The organism is Exilibacterium tricleocarpae (assembly GCF_007004655.1).
Lineage (GTDB): Bacteria > Pseudomonadota > Gammaproteobacteria > Pseudomonadales > Cellvibrionaceae > Exilibacterium > Exilibacterium tricleocarpae.
Window position 1 is genome coordinate 230,546 of record NZ_ML660092.1, and the last position, 16,660, is coordinate 247,205.

Annotated in this window: 11 protein-coding genes and 1 other RNA gene; 10 read left to right on the forward strand and 2 right to left on the reverse strand. The window is 56.8% G+C overall.

Features of this window, described 5'->3' with window-relative positions:
* Positions 1-91: 91 nt before the first annotated feature.
* On the reverse strand, positions 92-2,491 hold the full coding sequence (locus tag FKG94_RS11110; protein ID WP_142904303.1) for a TonB-dependent receptor: 2,400 nt from the start codon (positions 2,489-2,491) through the stop codon (positions 92-94).
* Between the two features lie 184 nt (positions 2,492-2,675).
* Here FKG94_RS11110 and rnpB point away from each other — a divergent pair.
* Both rnpB and FKG94_RS11120 read left to right on the forward strand, forming a co-directional pair.
* Positions 2,676-3,061, forward strand: an RNA gene (gene rnpB, locus FKG94_RS11115) — RNase P RNA component class A.
* 157 nt (positions 3,062-3,218) lie between these two features.
* Positions 3,219-3,926 carry a cytochrome b/b6 domain-containing protein gene (locus FKG94_RS11120; RefSeq protein ID WP_142904304.1) on the forward strand — a complete coding sequence of 236 codons (708 nt, stop codon included), beginning with the start codon at positions 3,219-3,221 and terminating at the stop codon, positions 3,924-3,926.
* A gap of 26 nt (positions 3,927-3,952) precedes the next feature.
* Here FKG94_RS11120 and FKG94_RS11125 read toward each other — a convergent pair whose 3' ends face one another.
* Positions 3,953-4,405: a c-type cytochrome gene (locus tag FKG94_RS11125; RefSeq protein ID WP_142904305.1), complete on the reverse strand. Its 453-nt coding sequence runs from the start codon at positions 4,403-4,405 to the stop codon at positions 3,953-3,955.
* Positions 4,406-5,449: 1,044 nt separating this feature from the next.
* On the opposite strand from FKG94_RS11125, the gene FKG94_RS11130 reads away from it, so the two are divergent.
* The 8 genes from FKG94_RS11130 to mraY all read left to right on the forward strand — a co-directional run bounded on the left by FKG94_RS11130 (position 5,450) and on the right by mraY (position 16,480).
* Positions 5,450-8,113, forward strand: a complete 2,664-nt coding sequence (locus FKG94_RS11130; RefSeq protein WP_142904306.1) for a TonB-dependent receptor plug domain-containing protein — start codon at positions 5,450-5,452, stop codon at positions 8,111-8,113.
* A gap of 589 nt (positions 8,114-8,702) precedes the next feature.
* The gene (gene mraZ / locus FKG94_RS11135) at positions 8,703-9,146 is read left to right on the forward strand and encodes a division/cell wall cluster transcriptional repressor MraZ (RefSeq protein WP_142904307.1); all 444 of its coding nucleotides are present in this window, start codon (positions 8,703-8,705) and stop codon (positions 9,144-9,146) included.
* A gap of 8 nt (positions 9,147-9,154) precedes the next feature.
* Positions 9,155-10,087 (forward strand): 16S rRNA (cytosine(1402)-N(4))-methyltransferase RsmH, encoded by a 933-nt coding sequence (gene rsmH / locus FKG94_RS11140; RefSeq protein ID WP_142904308.1) that lies wholly within the window; start codon positions 9,155-9,157, stop codon positions 10,085-10,087.
* A 136-nt stretch (positions 10,088-10,223) separates the two neighbouring features.
* Complete coding sequence (gene ftsL / locus FKG94_RS11145) at positions 10,224-10,565, forward strand: cell division protein FtsL (RefSeq protein WP_142904309.1); 342 nt, start codon at positions 10,224-10,226, stop codon at positions 10,563-10,565.
* 101 nt (positions 10,566-10,666) lie between these two features.
* Positions 10,667-12,460: a peptidoglycan D,D-transpeptidase FtsI family protein gene (locus FKG94_RS11150; protein ID WP_142904310.1), complete on the forward strand. Its 1,794-nt coding sequence runs from the start codon at positions 10,667-10,669 to the stop codon at positions 12,458-12,460.
* Positions 12,460-13,968 (forward strand): UDP-N-acetylmuramoyl-L-alanyl-D-glutamate--2,6-diaminopimelate ligase, encoded by a 1,509-nt coding sequence (locus FKG94_RS11155; RefSeq protein WP_218943502.1) that lies wholly within the window; start codon positions 12,460-12,462, stop codon positions 13,966-13,968. The genes FKG94_RS11150 and FKG94_RS11155 overlap by 1 nt, the downstream gene beginning before the upstream one ends.
* Positions 13,969-13,970: 2 nt before the next feature.
* Positions 13,971-15,395 carry a UDP-N-acetylmuramoyl-tripeptide--D-alanyl-D-alanine ligase gene (locus FKG94_RS11160; RefSeq protein WP_142904311.1) on the forward strand — a complete coding sequence of 475 codons (1,425 nt, stop codon included), beginning with the start codon at positions 13,971-13,973 and terminating at the stop codon, positions 15,393-15,395.
* A 2-nt stretch (positions 15,396-15,397) separates the two neighbouring features.
* A complete protein-coding gene (gene mraY / locus FKG94_RS11165; protein ID WP_142904312.1) occupies positions 15,398-16,480 on the forward strand; it encodes a phospho-N-acetylmuramoyl-pentapeptide-transferase in 1,083 nt (360 codons plus the stop codon).
* The last annotated feature ends 180 nt before the right edge of the window (positions 16,481-16,660 follow it).

The following is a 16,660-nucleotide window of genomic DNA, read 5'->3' on the forward strand; positions in this document are numbered from 1 at the left end:
GGGGGTGGGGGTCTTTTCCTTCCCCCCCCCCCCCCCCCACCCAACCCCCCCCCCCCCCCCCCGACCCCTTCGGTAAAGCCCGATCTTTCTCTCAAAATCTCAAGGTTGCCTGCAGGGCCAGGCTGCGGGGGCGATCAAAAAACGCGTAGTAAACAGTGCCGCCGCCACCGGTCAAGAATGCCGACACCGGGGCGGCGTTGCCAAAATTGATCACCGCTTCATCCGTCAGGTTTCTGCCCACCAGTGCAACCTCCCACTCGCCGCCGTCGGCGGCCAGCGCCACCCGCGCATTGACCTTGGTATAAGCTGTCTGTTGCAGGCGCGGATCGAGGGTGGGGGATACCAGGTAATCGTCGCTGTAAATCAGGTCCAACACCGCGCTGAACGCCAGATTGTCGCCCACGGGAGTATGAAAATCGGCGCTGAGGCTGGCCTGGAACTCGGGGGCAAGTTCCCGCGTCCGGCCGCTGATATCGCACAGGCCGGGGAAATCAGTACTGTCGGGTGTCTGGCCGAAGTAACACTGGGCGTTGGGGAAGCTGTCGTACTCGAAGTCCAGGTAGGCAAAAGCACCGCTCAGGGTCAGCCTGTCGGCGGCCCGCCAGCGGCCGTCCAGTTCCAGGCCTCGCACTGTTGCATTGCTGGCATTGGTGACGTTAAACCCCAGGGTGCCGTCGAACTGGCTGGTTTGCAAGTCTTCAAACTCTGTGAAATACAGTGCCAGGTTGAGTTCCGCCGCACCTTCTGCGAACGTAAATTTGCCGCCCACCTCAAAGCTTTGGGCCTCCTCCTCTTCGTATTCGAACACACCCGTCAGATTGACGGGGCCGGCATCGGTGTTTTGTACCGCGCGCACCACCGCCGGGTCCGGATGGGCGTTGGAGCGCACGTCAAAGCCGCCGGACTTGAAGCCGGTGGTGTAGGTGGCATAAAGCATGCCCTCGTCCACCCAAGCGGGTAGGGCTGTGCCGCCGAGCGTGTGCTGGTAAGTGAGCAGGGGGGTAAACGCGGTTTCATCGCGGTCGTCAGCCAGTGTTTCGTAGGGCTCGATTTTAAACAGGCCGTAAAGAACATTGAGCGTGTCCGCGGGAGACCCGAGCGGTACTTCGTTGCCGCCGGCATCGAGGTGGAACTGGCGTCTGGATGCCTCTTTTTGCTCGCGGGTAAAGCGCCCGCCCACCACTACGCGGTTGCGCTCGTCGAGGTTCCAGGTGAGTTGGGCAAACAGCGCCCACAGATCGCTGTCCTGCTCAAATTCCCGCGCCGTGGCCGTACCCGCCAGGGCTGTCGAGGCGCCGCCGGTGGCCCCGAGCAGAGCGGTGGGCAACAGGCTGTCGGCGGGTACATTGATGGCGTCTTCAAACATCAGGTCGCCGGTCTGGTAGAAAAAACCGGCGATGTAGTCGAGGGTCGCACCCTCCGGCGAGGTAAACCGGACTTCCTGACTGAACTGCTCAAAATCCTCCATGGTGTCGGCATTGAAGATGGTCGCGCCGATAAAATCACAGTCACATAACTCCGTGTATTCATAGGCGTTGTAGCCGGAAGTCAGGGTCAGGGTGTTGTCGCCGAGTTGGTAGTCAATGATCAGAGTGAGGTTTTCGGTCTCATTGTCACTGGTATCGCCGTTGGACTGGCGGCGGAAATCCTGGTCGGTGTCAAGGCTGAAACGGCCGCCGGACAACGCATTCAACACCGTGCTGTAGGGAGTGCCGCCGGGCAATTCGGTGGCCATAACGGTTTCCATAAAGCGCCCGCGGGTGTCGAACTCGGCGGTCTCTATTTTCAGGTCCAGGCGCCAGTCGTCATGGGGCTGCCACCTCAGGCTGCCCCGAATCACTCGCTCCTGTTCGTCGGATTCGTCCCGGTTCAGGACCGTATTGTCGAAATAGCCATCGATGGTTCTGTCCATTACCGCCAGCCGGCCCCAGAGGTTGTCGTTCAGGGGGCCCGACACCACCAGGCGCAGGTCCTGTTCACCGTGGTCGGGTTCGTAGAGGGCGCTGAGGGAGCCCTCAAACGCCGCCGTGGGCTTTGCCGTGGTCATACTGATGGCCCCGGCGATACTGTTTTTACCAAACAGTATGCCCTGCGGTCCGCGCAGCACCTCGACTCGCTCCAGATCCATAAACGGCGCCCGCGCTAACTGTGCGCGGCCGAAATAAATGCCGTCCACATACTGACCCACTGATTGCTCGAAGCCCTGGTTGACGCCGGAGCTGATACCGCGGATCGCCACCACGGTGCCGATGCCGGTTTGGTTCATGGTGAGGTTGGGTACATAGGCGGTCATTGCCTCGAGGTTGGTAATGCCTGCCGCCGCGATTTTCTCCCCGGAAACGGCATTGACCGAAATAGGGACATCCTGGATGCCTTGCTCGCGCTTTTGCGCAGTTACCACAATCTCTTCAAGCGGGCGGGGCTCGGCGGCAGCCTGTACCGCCAGGGCGGCGATCAGGGGCACGGCAGCCTGACGATAGGAAAGCTTCATTCAGCGCACTCCTGATGGTTGGGCGGGGCTGGACTTTATCGTGTATTAGAAAAGTAGTCCAGAACGTGTGGTTTGACGAAGCTGATCGTGACGGGTGCAGATCCTCGGACTAGGGCAAAGGGTCAACGTCGGTTGTTGGGATCGATTTGCAGTTTTCAGACGCAGGCGCTAAGGTGGCCGGGTCAGAGTCGGCCGGACAGTCGCTCCGGCGTCAGCTCGGCCATTCTGCAAGTGTGGCGGGGCGCGCCGGGGAGGAAAGTCCGGGCTCCATAGGGCAGGGCGCCAGGTAACCCCTGGGGGGTGTGAGCCTACGGAAAGTGCAACAGAAAGGATACCGCCCGACCGCTTTTTGTAAGTGGCCGGGTAAGGGTGAAAAGGTGCGGTAAGAGCGCACCGCGCGGCTGGTAACAGTCCGTGGCGATGGTAAACCCCGTCCGGAGCAAGACCAAATAGGAATCCATTGGCGCGGCCCGCGCTGGATTCGGGTAGGTTGCTAGAGGTGCGCGGAGACGCGCATCCCAGATGAATGACTGTCCACGACAGAACCCGGCTTACAGGCCGGCTCTGACTTTTCCCTGTATTCCCTGCGCGTAGTTACGGCATAGGTCACCGATTTGCCGGTGGTTACTGCGTGTAGGCGATTGGCATCCTTTGGACGTGAGAGATTATTTCCATAATAAAATCATCTTTACCATCTGACCGGGCTCTGAGACGAAAGGATCTATTGATGAAACAACAGATTTTGATTTGGGATATACCTACCCGGGTATGCCACTGGCTGTTAGCGGTCGGCGTTGTTTATGCATGGTTTTCTGTGGAAATATTGGAGGACATGGAACAGCACTTTTGGGCCGGCTACACGGTGCTGACATTGTTGTTGTTCAGACTTACCTGGGGCTTTGTTGGTAGCGACTATGCCCGTTTCAGCCGCTTTTTCTTTCGGGTTGGGGAAATAGTCGATTATGCCAAAACACTGCCGAAAAAGCGGTCGCAGCCGTCGATGCCCAAACGGCACTACCTCGGACACAATCCACTCGGCAGTCTTGCTGCATTAGGCATGCTTACCGTGTTAAGTCTTCAGGCGGTAACGGGGCTGTTCAGCAATGATGATTATTTCTTTGGGCCGCTAAGTGGTTTGGTCGGTAAAGGCCTGTCGGCAACGATAACGGAAATACATCACCTAAACTTTAATGTGGTGGAGGTGCTTGTGGGGCTGCACATACTGGCGATCATTTTTTACAGATTGTATAAAAAGGAAAAACTTGTTGCCGCCATGATAACAGGGAAAAAGTCAGCTACCAGTCTTGATGACAAAGGGATAGCTGACTCCAAACTGTTGCTGGCACTGTTTATAATGGTGCTTTGCATTGCTGTGGTTTATGGGTTGGCAAATGCGTTTACAGATTCACTGCCAAGTGTTGACTACTACTATTAATTGTTGACGGTAGGCCGTTGGCTGCACTAGTCATCTTTTACTCGAAAGTCGCGATGGCAGCCGCCACAGTTTTTGCTGCCAAAATCACGGGCGTCAAAGTCTGCCATTGCGCCTGATTTGGTTAAGTCATTGGCTGCAGATTTTAAGGTCTCAGATTTTTTCTTAAACGTATCATAGTCTTTCCAGATTTCCGGCTTCGCCGCAGTACCTTCTGGCAAGCTGTTTTTAATTTGAAAACCCTCCTCCAGCATAGTGGCAAGATATTCGAGATCAGAGGCATGTTTAATGAAAGTAGCTTCATCATTTTGTTTTTTCGCGCCAACAAGTTGGCCGTATTTCCAGGCAAAAGTTTGGAATAGACTGGTGCGAAACGTATAAGCACGCTCTTCAGGAGTGGGTTGTTTCTCCTGTGCGTAGGCTTGGCTGGTGATAATAAGACTCAAAATCGTTACGGTAAAAAAGCGCAGGTGAAACTTCATATGTTGACGTCCTCGGTTTAAAAATGTAGAAGTAAATAGCAGTTATATATGCTGTATGGGTAAATATACATAACATAGCATTTACTAACAATTGCTTAGGGCAACCCTAGTTTAAATAGGCTCATGACCCGGGTTTCACGATGTAAAACGCTTATGATGGGTTTGATATATTCTTTTTTTTCGAAGTTATCTGCTCAGCCTGGTTATAGAGCATACTTATGGGGCAATTGGTGATGTTGTGCCCCAATGGTCAAAGGGAGGAGGTGGTGTCACTCGACAACTATCTGGTCTGTCGCCGCGAGAAAATTCCAATAATTACCCACCGCTATCAATATTTCGGCATCTCCAGCCGCGGCGGGAATCCAGTGTACGTTCGCTGTTTTTTGTTCGCTCTTTGAAGGCTGACTTTCTTTACAAGTGGCTGTCGGTATTAAGACCGCTGGATAGCGGTGACTGCCGCTCCGACATTTAGATAGTTGCATTATGCAGCGGTTCGCATTAGCAGTCACCGGCGATGATAGACACATCAAGCCAAATTATTTGTTGATGTCGTTCAATGATTTTATGTTTACTGGTCTCCTCCAGTAGTTGGACCTTTTGGAAAAACTTGTTAATAAAATTCACGCCCTGAAAGTGGGGGTTTTTATGCGGTTGTAAAATCATGTAATGTTTTTTTCTTTTTTTTACAATAATACGGAAGCCTATTTTGTAAAAATATGTAGTTGATTTTTATCATGGTTAAGTTGATCTGTGGTTTCAAAACAAATTGTTGCGTCGAGTATTAGAGTTCTATTTTTAGAGGGCTGTGGAGTTATGGCCTACTAACACCTGCGGTTAAAGGGAGGATATAAGGAAGACATGTTTCATGTAATAAATAAAAATGGATACTCTGTTTTTTGAAAAAAATGTCATTGGCTCGTAGTTTTAGACAGTAAATTTTTAGGGAACTTTTTTTTTAATTCGTCTCATCCTCTGAATCAAGCCAGGCCTCACTTTATCAAAGTGTTGGTACCTAGATGTATATAAGCTTTTAAGGAGAGGAGAATGAATGTCAAAAACCCTTTATCGTTGGCAATAAGCGCAGTTTTAGTGGGGGCAAGCACATTAACGCTACCTGTTACCGCGCAGACGGATGCGGGTGAGGAAGGTGAGAGTATAGAAGAGGTTATCGTTACCGGCTCCCGCATCCGCTCGACAGTGTCCGATTCGACAAGACCGGTAACCGTTATTGGCGGTCTGGATATAGAAGTTACGGGCGTTAAGAGTGTTGCCGAAGTGCTGAGAAACACCGCGTTTAACTCCTTCGGCTCATACCGCGAACAATCCGGCAGCTCTTTTGGGCAGATCGCCCTGGCCAACTTGCGCGGCCTCGGCGAGGACCGCACGGCGGTGTTGATCAATGGTCGCCGTGTGCCCGGTAATCCCTTGACGGGAACATCAGCCGTAGACCTCAATTCCATTCCGATGGTGGGTCTCGATCGTATCGAGATACTGACCGACAGTGCCTCGGCCGTGTACGGTGCGGACGCTATCGGCGGTGTTATCAACATTATCTACGATGACGATTTTGAAGGTGCGGAGTTCGAGATAGGTACGGAGGAACCCACCCGGGACGGCGGTGACAGTGACAGCTTTAAGTTTGCCTTTGGGGCGTCAGGTGATAAGACCAGTATTTTATTTGCCGGTGAGTGGTTAAAGAGAAATCCTATATTTGATGCTGATAGGGATTACAGCAGAGCATCCGTCAGGCCGGGCCCCGGCGGTGGCCTGCCCCGCCACGCCATTGATACGGTGGGTGTGTCTGATGGAGGCAATACCGGCTATACTCTCAACCGCGATGAGGCCTTTCAGGTTTCCTCTTGTGACTCATCTGTCTATGTACCTATCGCTAATCCCCGCGGCATAGATGGTGAGGGTTGTGGTTATGCATTTGCCAATTTATCCATGCAAACAGGTGGTATAGAGCGCGCCAGCACTTACCTGAAAGGGACTTATGAAATAGATGAAGATCATGAGCTATATATAGAGAATAGGTATAGCCGTATAGAGAGTTTTGGTCGTTTTGCACCAGCCGTCGGTTTTATTCGAGTTTCCGCGGCAAACCCTCTCAACCCGCGCGGTGATGATGCAATGGGAGGCCCGGGATTAGGGGAAGATATTGATGTCGCGCACCGTTTTGTCGGCCACGGCAATCGGGATGACGCTTTTAATAGCAATGAATACGATACGATTGTGGGTATCAAGGGCGAGATCAATAACACCGATATCAATTATGATTTCTATGCACGCCATTACGAATATGTGTCGCAAAACGAAGGTGATACTTATGTTTTGAGCTCGGTGCTAACGCAATTGATAGACGCTGGACAATACGATTTTCGCAACCCCCTATCGCAGGACCCGGATCATCTGGCTGCAGTAGCATTGTCGTCAGCGACACTGTTTCGCGATATCTCGACCGAAAACACCAGTGCTGGGCTTTCTCTGGATGGCGCTTTCGAGGGATTCGGTACCGGTCAAATTGGTTGGGCTTCAGGGTTTGAGGTCGCTTCTGAAACCTATAAAGACCAATACGACAGCTTTAGGGAAGCCAATAATGTTATTGGTTCGGCTGGCAATACAGCGTCGGGTTCGCGTTCACGTTGGGCGGCATTTGCTGAGGTTGAGGTGCCTCTGTTTACCGGTTTCTCCACCAATATCGCTGTACGGTACGACGACTATGATGATTTCGGCTCGGAAGCTTCACCGCAGATCGCTTTCCGATATCAGCCAAATGACGTAGTGACCTTGCGGGCAAGTTGGGGTGAAGGTTTTAAAGCGCCAAACCTGACTGACCTCGGATCATCCCTGGCATCATCAAACGAAAATGTGACTGATCTGCGGCGTTGCCGAGCGCAAGGCATACCTGACAGCGCTTGCCCCACAGCACAGGTAGAGGAGTACACAGGCGGAAACCCTGAACTCGATGCGGAAACCACAGAGTCCTGGAATTTTGGTGTGATAGTAAATCCTACTGACACCCTCACGCTCAGTCTGGACTGGTTTTCTATCGATATCGAGGATTCTATTGATAGCTTGGATTTGCAGGACGTCCTTACCTTTGAGGGCGAAGGTACTTTACCCGCTGGTGTAATTGTCAACCGCGGTAATTCAACTGGCGGTATACCTGGAGCGATCACCGCATGTAGCGGTGGCGTGACACCACCGGATTGCGGCATCATCAACGTTTTTGCCAACCTGGCGACCGAAGAAATCGAGGGAATCGATCTGCGTGCCCAGTTTGACCTGTCCACGGACATAGGCAATTGGATGGCGGCCATTGAGCACTCGCATATTTTGACCTACGACTACCAGCCGACACCGATTGCAGAAGTTATCGACCGGCCCGGCACCGAGCGATATCCGGAGTTTCGCTCTAATGTGACACTGCGCTGGAGCATGGATCAGTGGATTGTCAACTACGTCTATCGCTATATCGCGTCGTTCGACGGTGCCAGCGAAGGCAGCGAATACCCGGCCTGGGACGGCATGGATATCGGCGCCATCTGGCAGACTCCCTGGGGTGGCGACCTGTCTTTCGGTATTCGCAATCTCACCGATGAAGACCCGTCGATCAATGACACCGCCGGTTACAACAGCGAGATCGTTTTGGATATCTATGATGTTGCCGGACGGGTGCCTTATATCAGTTACAGACATACCTTCTAAAGGCTGGAGCCTTACGACTGAATAACCGGTGTTACAACAGCCTTGGGAACCGGAAATCCCAAGGCTGTTTTTACAATCCATTGTCAGGCCCTGAGCTTCACAAACCCTCCCCATGTGGTTGGACTTATTTGTCTGCCGCTGTTTACGGCGGATTAATCTACCTTCTGTGCGAGGCGCTGTGCGCTCGCCCTAAATGCCGGGCTCCAGAGGCGCCAAAACGCCGGACCCTCCACCAGGGGCCAGATGGAGCTATCTGTCGATGCCGGACTCTGCATAGGTTGTTCGATGATCAACTTGGTTTTAATATACCCATTGTCCAATTTCTATCCCTACTTAAAGTGGTTTCTTAAGTTTTCCCTGTAATCACCTGTTTTTAATACCTATAAACACTTTCAAGCAAAAATTACCTTTCAAACATTTGCCAACCAGTTCTCGTTAAATACCCCCCAGATCCCCGCTAATCCCCTGATTCTTGCTTGACTTTGGTGCGCTCCGACTTATAGTGTGCAAAGGTGGAGAAAAGTGGATATATGTGGTTTTTAGTGGGTTCCCGAGTTGTAAAGTGGGAAAAAGGGGCGGTTGAGGGTCAATGTTCCTAGGTAGTCATGCCATTAATATGGACGCCAAAGGGCGTATGGCGATACCGGCGCGCACTCGCGAAACGCTGGCGTCTGCCTGTGACGGCCAGATTGTCATCACCGCCCACACTGAAGAGCGCTGCCTGCTGGTATATCCCGAACCCCAGTGGCAGGAAATCCTGCCCAAGATCGAACAGCTCCCGAGCTTCAACAAGGTTGCGCGGCGCGCGCAACGCCTGCTTATCGGCTATGCCTGCCCGCTGGAGATGGACGCCAACGGGCGCATCCTGGTGCCGCCGACCCTGCGCGACTACGCCGGGTTGGAGAAAAAGATCATGCTGGTAGGGCAGGGCAAACGGTTGGAGTTGTGGAGTGAGGACCGCTGGACAGCCTGGTTGGACGATTCTTCGGTGGATGACGACATGCCCGAAGAAATGCAGTCGCTGTCGCTGTAGGAGAGGTTATGAACAGCGCCTCCCACCAGACTGTACTCCTAGATGAGGCGGTTCGGGCCCTGGTTGTCGACGTACGGGGCAACTACCTCGACGGCACCTTTGGCCGCGGTGGCCACAGCCGCTTGATCCTTGAACACCTGGCGCCTGCAGGTCGCCTGATCGCGTTTGACAAGGACCCCCAGGCGGTGGCCATCGCGCACCGGTTACTGGGCGACGACAAGCGTTTTGAGATTGTGCACGGCTCTTTCGCCGAGCTGGCCGCCGTCGTGGCTGAGCGCGGTTTGCAGGGGGCTATCGATGGCGTGTTGCTGGATCTAGGCGTTTCCTCGCCGCAGTTGGATACGGCTGAGCGGGGTTTCAGTTTTCTCCAGGACGGCCCGCTCGATATGCGCATGGACACCTCCCGCGGGGTTACCGCCGCGCAGTGGATCAACGCCGCGGCCGCCGGGGACATCGCGCGGGTGCTGAAAGAATACGGCGAGGAGCGCTTCGCCAAACGCATGGCCAACGCCATTGTGCGCGAGCGCCAGAAGGCGCCGATTGCACGCACCGGACAGTTGGCGGAGATAGTGGCGGCGGCAAATCCCGCCTGGGAGAAAGGCAAGCATCCGGCGACGCGGGCGTTCCAGGCGATTCGCATCCATATCAACGATGAGTTGGGTGACTTGCGCGCGGTATTGGACCAGGCGCTGGAAGCCCTGAAAGTGGGCGGACGACTGGTGGTGATCAGTTTTCACTCCCTCGAAGACCGCCTGGTAAAACGGTTTATCCGGCGCCATGAGCGCGGCGACAAGTTGCCGAAAGGCGTGCCAGTCACCGACGCGCAACTTAACCGACGGTTGCGCGGACTGGGTCGGGGCAGTCGTCCGGAGAGCGATGAAGTTAGTACTAACATACGCTCGAGAAGCGCTATTATGCGTGTTGCAGAAAAAATTCAATAAGTACTCGGCAGCTGGTTTGAGGGCGTTTATTAACCGAGTATGTACGTAAATCCGGGTGTCCAAAGACAAGACACCGGACTAGCAGAGCAAGTATTGAGGTCCTCAACAGGGCTACCGGAAGAAGTAGGAAGTAACAATGCCCGCGAGAAAAATACCGGTCAGCAAAACGCCGGCGAGTCTGGGACAGGGTTTTACAGCGGCCCTGCCGCGGCTCAGTCCCGCCCGGGTGGGATTGATGCTGCTGTGGCTCGCCGTGCTTGGGTCGGCCCTGGGCGTGGTCTACACCACCCACCAGAGCCGGTTGCTGGTGCATCAACTGGAGCTGGCGCGCAAGGAGACGGCGGAGCAGCAGGTGGCCTGGGGCCAGTATCTGCTCGAACAGAGTACCTGGGCGGCCTACCACCGCATTGAGCATCTCGCTGTCAGCCGGCTGGATATGTACGTACCCGACACCGCCGACATTGTGATGGTGGACTGAAACAGTCAACGAGTGATTGGAAAAACCTGAGCTGAAAAAGACCTGAACTGAGCAAGACCCGAGTTGAGCAAGACCGTAATTAAAGAAGGCCCATAGAGACAATGGCAAAACGCACCAAACAACCAAAGGTACAGGCGTCGATCGCGCGCTGGCGCTTTTACGGCGCCGGCGCGGCGCTTTGCCTGTTGGGCGTCGTATTGCTTTGGCACGTCGCCGGCCTGCAGGTTATCCCGGGCGAAGACAAGGGCTTTGAATTTCTACAGGGACAGGGCGCCGCACGCACTGTCAGAACCGAACCCATCAGCGCCTACCGCGGTGTGATTACCGACCGTTACGGCGAGCCCCTGGCGGTCAGCACCCCGGTGGTATCCATTTGGGCCAACCCGAACCTGCTGCCGGCCACCCAATCGAATGTAGCGACGCTCGCCAAAGCGCTGGGTCTGAACGCGAGTGCGGTAAAGAGCAAACTGGATAAATACAGCGACAAGGAATTTGTCTATCTGCGCCGCCACCTGCCGCCCCAGGATGCGGACAAGGTGCTGTCCAAGGCCATCCCCGGCGTTTTTGCGCAAACCGAATACCGCCGCTTTTATCCCGCCGCCGAAGTGACTTCGCACCTGGTCGGGTTTACCAATATCGACGATCGCGGCCAGGAGGGTATGGAACTGGCCCACGATCAGTGGCTGACCGGTATCGGGGGTGCCAAACGGGTGGTCAAGGACCTTAAAGGCCATGTCATCAAGGAAGAGGAATTACTGCGCGCGGCCCAGCCCGGCAAGGGCCTGACGCTGAGTATCGACCTGCGCCTGCAGTACCTGGCCTATCGCGAACTCAAGGCGACGGTTACCGAGCACCAGGCGCGGGGCGGCTCGGTGGTGGTGTTGGATACGGTCACCGGCGAAGTGCTGGCCATCGCCAACCAACCCGCCTACAACCCTAACGACCGCCGCCGCATGCGGCCGGCCGACACTCGTAACCGCGCCATTATCGACCAGTTCGAGCCGGGCTCGACCATGAAGCCGGTGACGGTGATGGCAGCACTGGAAACCAGGCGCTACTCGCCCCACACCCTGGTCAATACCAGCCCGGGTTATATTCGCGTGGGCAGAAAAACACTGCTCGACCCCAGGGACTACGGCGTCATCGACGTCACTAAAATTATCACCAAGTCGAGCCAGGTGGGGTTGACCAAGCTCGCCCTCGATCTCGATCCGCAGCAGATTCGCGATATGTACTTTCGCCTCGGGCTGGGACAGAGCACCGGCAGCGGTTTCCCCGGCGAAAGTGTCGGCCTGCTGCCCAACCGCAGCCGCTGGCACCCGATCGAGCAGGCCAACTTCGCGTTCGGTTACGGCTTGACGCTGACCGCATTGCAACTGGCGCAGGCCTACAGTGTGATTGCCAACCACGGTGTCAAGAAGCCGGTCTCCCTCATAAAACTTACCGGTGAGCCGGTAACGGAAAATGTCGTCGACGCCGAGATCACCCGCCAGGTGTTGTCGATGATGAAAACCGTGGTCGGCCCCAAAGGCACCGCCAAGCGCGCCCACCTCGATGCCTACACCGTCGCCGGCAAAACCGGCACCGTGCACAAAGTCGGGCCGCAGGGCTATGAAGTGGACCGCAAGATCGCATTGTTCGCCGGCATAGCGCCGGTGGAAAAGCCCCGTATCGTGACTGTTACCGTCGTCGATGAACCCAGTCGCGGCGAGTATTTCGGCGGCCAGGTGGCCGCACCCCTGTTTTCCAAAGTCGCCGCCGGTGCGTTGCGCCTGCTGGATGTGACGCCGCAGGACAGCAGCCGGCTGGCCCGTCGCAGCGCCACCACCAAGGCCGCCGCGGTTAAACCGGCGGCGCAAACCGCCGCCGTCGAACACAGAGAGCCCCTGACCTGATGGCCGCCGTAGCACAACAGTTTTGCACGCGTATGGGCGACCTGCTGGCCGGTGTCGACCTGCCGCCGAGTGTTGCCGATGTGGTGGTGCATGTGCTGTGTATCGACAGTAGGTCAGTGGGTCGCGGCGACGTTTTTGTGGCGCTGCGCGGTGCCCGCACCGATGGGCGGGACTTTATTCCCCAGGCCCTGGCGGCGGGTGCGGCGGCGGTTTTGGTGGAGGCGCCGGACGCCACTGTCGATGTGTCCTTTGTCGAAGCGGTGCCGGTGATTGCCGTGCCGGAGCTGTCCCGCAGCCTCAGTGCCATGGCGGGTCACCTGTACGGGCAGCCCTCGCAGCATATGCGCACCACCGGTATCACCGGTACCAACGGTAAAACCACCTGTACGCATCTGCTGGCGCAACTGGAAACCCTGCTCGGCAATGACGGTGCCAGTCTCGGCACCCTGGGTTACGGTCTGGCCGCCGATGCCGAGTTGACCGATACCGGGCTGACCACGCCGGATGCGGTGACCATGCAAAAGGCGCTGGCGGAACTCTATCAGCGCGGCGCCCGCAGCCTGGCGATGGAAGTCTCCTCCCACAGCCTGGTGCAGGGGCGAGTGGCCGGTGTCGCAATCGACGTGGGCGTCTTTACCAACCTGACCCACGACCACCTCGATTACCACGGCGATATGGAAAGCTACGGCGCCGCCAAGCGGCTGCTGTTCACCCTGCCGGGTCTGGTGCACGGCGTTATCAACCGCGACGATGCCTTCGGCCGCCAACTGCTCGCCGCTGTCGAGGGACCGCGGCTGTGGAGTTACGGCATCGGCCGGTCGAACGCCGATGTCCAGGCGCTGCAACCGACTTACTCCGCCAGAGGCATTGAGGCGCGGGTCATTTCGCCCTGGGGCGAGGGGCAACTGCGCAGCGCATTGCTGGGGCAGTTTAACCTGAGCAACTTGCTCGCGGTCATTACCGCGGCCTGCGTGCAGGGCGCGAGTTTTGCCGAGGTGATGTCGCTGGTGCCGCGGCTCAAGTCGGTGGTGGGCCGTATGCAACGGGTCGATGTCGACAGCGATATCGATGTGATTGTCGATTACGCCCACACCCCAGACGCGCTCGAACACGCGCTGGCGTCGTTGCGTCGTTGCACCGGCGGTCCGCTGTGGTGTGTGTTTGGCTGCGGCGGTGACCGCGACAGGAACAAACGGCCGCTGATGGGCGCGGTCGCCGAGCGCGGTGCCGATCAGGTGGTGATCACCAGCGATAACCCCCGCGGCGAACAGCCCGAAGCCATTATCGAGGACATTGAGCAGGGCGTCGCTGAGGTAGATGCCGTTATATCGGTCTCTGATCGGGCGGCTGCGATTGCCGAGGCGCTGGCCCGGGCGCCGGCCGGTACCTGCATATTGATTGCCGGCAAGGGGCATGAAGAGTACCAACAGATCGGCGACAGTCGCCTGGCGTTCAGCGACCTCGGGCAGGCACGCCTGGCGTTGCACCAGCGAAACAATACGGGATAGTTATGATCGGGTCTTTAACCCTGAAACAGGTGAGCACTGAAATCATGCCGGCGACTTTTATAGAGCCGCAGGCGCCTATAGAGCCGCAGGCACTTGTCGAACCGCAGGCGCCCGCCGCCGATGTGCACGGGCGTTTCACCCGCGTCAGCACCGATACCCGCTCGTTGCAGGCGGGGGATCTCTTTGTGGCGCTGCGCGGCGATAATTTCGACGGCCACCGGTTTGTGGGCGATGCCCTCAAGCGAGGCGCCTGCGCGGTGGTGGTGGATACCCGGCAAACGCAACTGGCCGCACCGCAACTGGTGGTTGCAGATACCATTCAGGCGCTGGGGCAGATAGCGGCGCTGAACCGGGCCGCGTTTCGGGGCCGGCTGGTGGCCATAACCGGCAGTTCAGGCAAAACCAGTGTCAAGGGAATGGCTGCCAGCATCCTCGGCCAGCGCGGCAGTACGCTCGCCACCCGCGGCAATCTGAATAACCATATCGGCGTGCCCTTGACCTTGTTGGAACTCAACGACGAGCACGAATTTGCCGTGATTGAGATGGGCGCCAACAGCGCCGGTGAAATCGAGTACCTCACCGGTCTCGCCGGGCCGGATGTGGCGCTGGTTAACAACGTCATGCCGGCTCACCTCGAAGGCTTCGGTTCCATCGACGGTGTGGCGCGGGCGAAATCGGAAATATTCTCGGGTCTCGGTGCCGGCGGTATTGCCGTGGTGAATCTCGATGACAATTATTCCGGGCAGTATCTGCAACAGTTGCGGGGAAAAAATATCGTCACCTTCAGCCTGGATCAAGACGCAGCGGATTTCCGCGCGGCGCAGCACGGCAGTGACGCCGCCGGCAACGTCTGGTTCGAACTGCAGGGCCCCGCGGGCACAGCGCGGATTCAGTTGCGGGTGATGGGTCAACACAATGTCGCCAATGCCTTGGCCGCGGCGGCTTGCAGCTTCGCAGTGGGGGCGGAGCTGGCGGATATTCGCGCGGGTCTGGAGAGCTTTCAGAATATTGCCGGGCGCATGCAGGTGACTGCCGGTATCGCCGGCAGCCTGATTATCGATGATTCCTACAACGCCAATCCCAGTTCGGTGCGTGCCGCCATTGATACCCTGGTGGCGCGCAGTGGTGAAACCGTGCTGGTGTTGGGGGATATGGCCGAACTCGGTGATGAGGCCCGGGAGCAGCATCACCAGATCGGCGCCTATGCGCGCAGCCGCGGTGCGGCGCGACTGGTGACGGTGGGGCAGTTGAGCCAGGCGGCCAGCGCCGCCTTCGGCGCCGGAGCAGAGCACTTTGCAACCCATGAGGCGGCGGTAGCGCACCTGCGCCCGCTGCTGCACGGAGACATGGTGTTGTTGGTAAAAGGGTCGTTCAGTTCACGAATGGGAACAGTGGTGCGGGCGTTGGCGACCGGCGGAGAAAAATAATAATGCTTTTGTGGCTGGCTGAATTTTTGCAGCAATATGTCAGTGGTTTCAGTGTTTTTCAATACCTGACATTTCGCGGCATCCTGGGGGTGTTGACGGCGCTGTTGATCTCACTGGTGCTCGGGCCCTGGATGATCCGGCGCCTCAATCGATTGCAGATCGGGCAGTCGGTGCGCGATGACGGGCCGCAGTCGCACCTGAGTAAAACCGGTACGCCCACGATGGGCGGCACTCTGATTCTGGCGGCGATCTTTATCAGCGCGCTGCTGTGGTCGGACTTGAGTAACCGCTACGTGTGGGTGGTGTTGCTGGTTACCGCTCTGTTCGGCGCGGTGGGTTGGGTCGACGACTATCGCAAGGTGGTGGAGGCCAACTCCCGCGGCCTGCCGGCGCGCTGGAAATACTTCTGGCAGTCGGTCGGCGGCCTCGGTGCCGCCGTCTTTCTTTACCAGTCGTCGTCGCTGCCGGCGGAGACGCAATTGATCGTGCCGTTTTTCAAAACGGTGGCGGTGGATATGGGTTTGTTTTATATCGCCCTGACCTACTTCGTGGTGGTCGGGTCGAGCAACGCCGTCAACCTGACTGACGGCCTGGACGGTCTGGCGATTATGCCGACGGTGATGGTGGGCACGGCGCTCGGCGTTATCGCCTACCTGGTAGGCAACGCCAATTTTGCCAGTTATCTCCACGTTCCTTATATACCGGGCACGGGAGAACTGGTGGTGTTTTGCGGGGCGCTGGGTGGTGCCGGGCTCGGCTTTCTCTGGTTCAACACCTATCCCGCCCAGGTGTTTATGGGCGATGTCGGCGCGCTGGCGCTGGGGGCTGCCCTGGGCATCATCGCCGTGATTGTGCGCCATGAAATTGTATTTTTTATTATGGGCGGCGTGTTTGTGATGGAAACGATTTCGGTCATTTTACAGGTGGGTTCATTCAAACTCACCGGCCGGCGAATTTTTCGTATGGCACCGCTGCACCATCACTTTGAATTGAAGGGCTGGCCCGAACCGCGGGTCATTGTGCGTTTCTGGATCATCACCGTGATGTTGGTGTTGTTTGGCCTGGCGACGCTCAAGCTGCGTTGAGTGGCAAGCAGCGGGCCGGCGGCAAGTGACAGGGGCGGTGCTTGTGTCGCCCTATAGGTCGAGAGAGCCGAATTAGAGCATTGCACGGCAGTGTGAAGCGGAAGCGTCGAACAGCAAGGTCGAGTAAAGCGTCAGGTTAACAGGTTGCGTTACAGGTCTGGGGCAGGTCGTTGCGGTTTA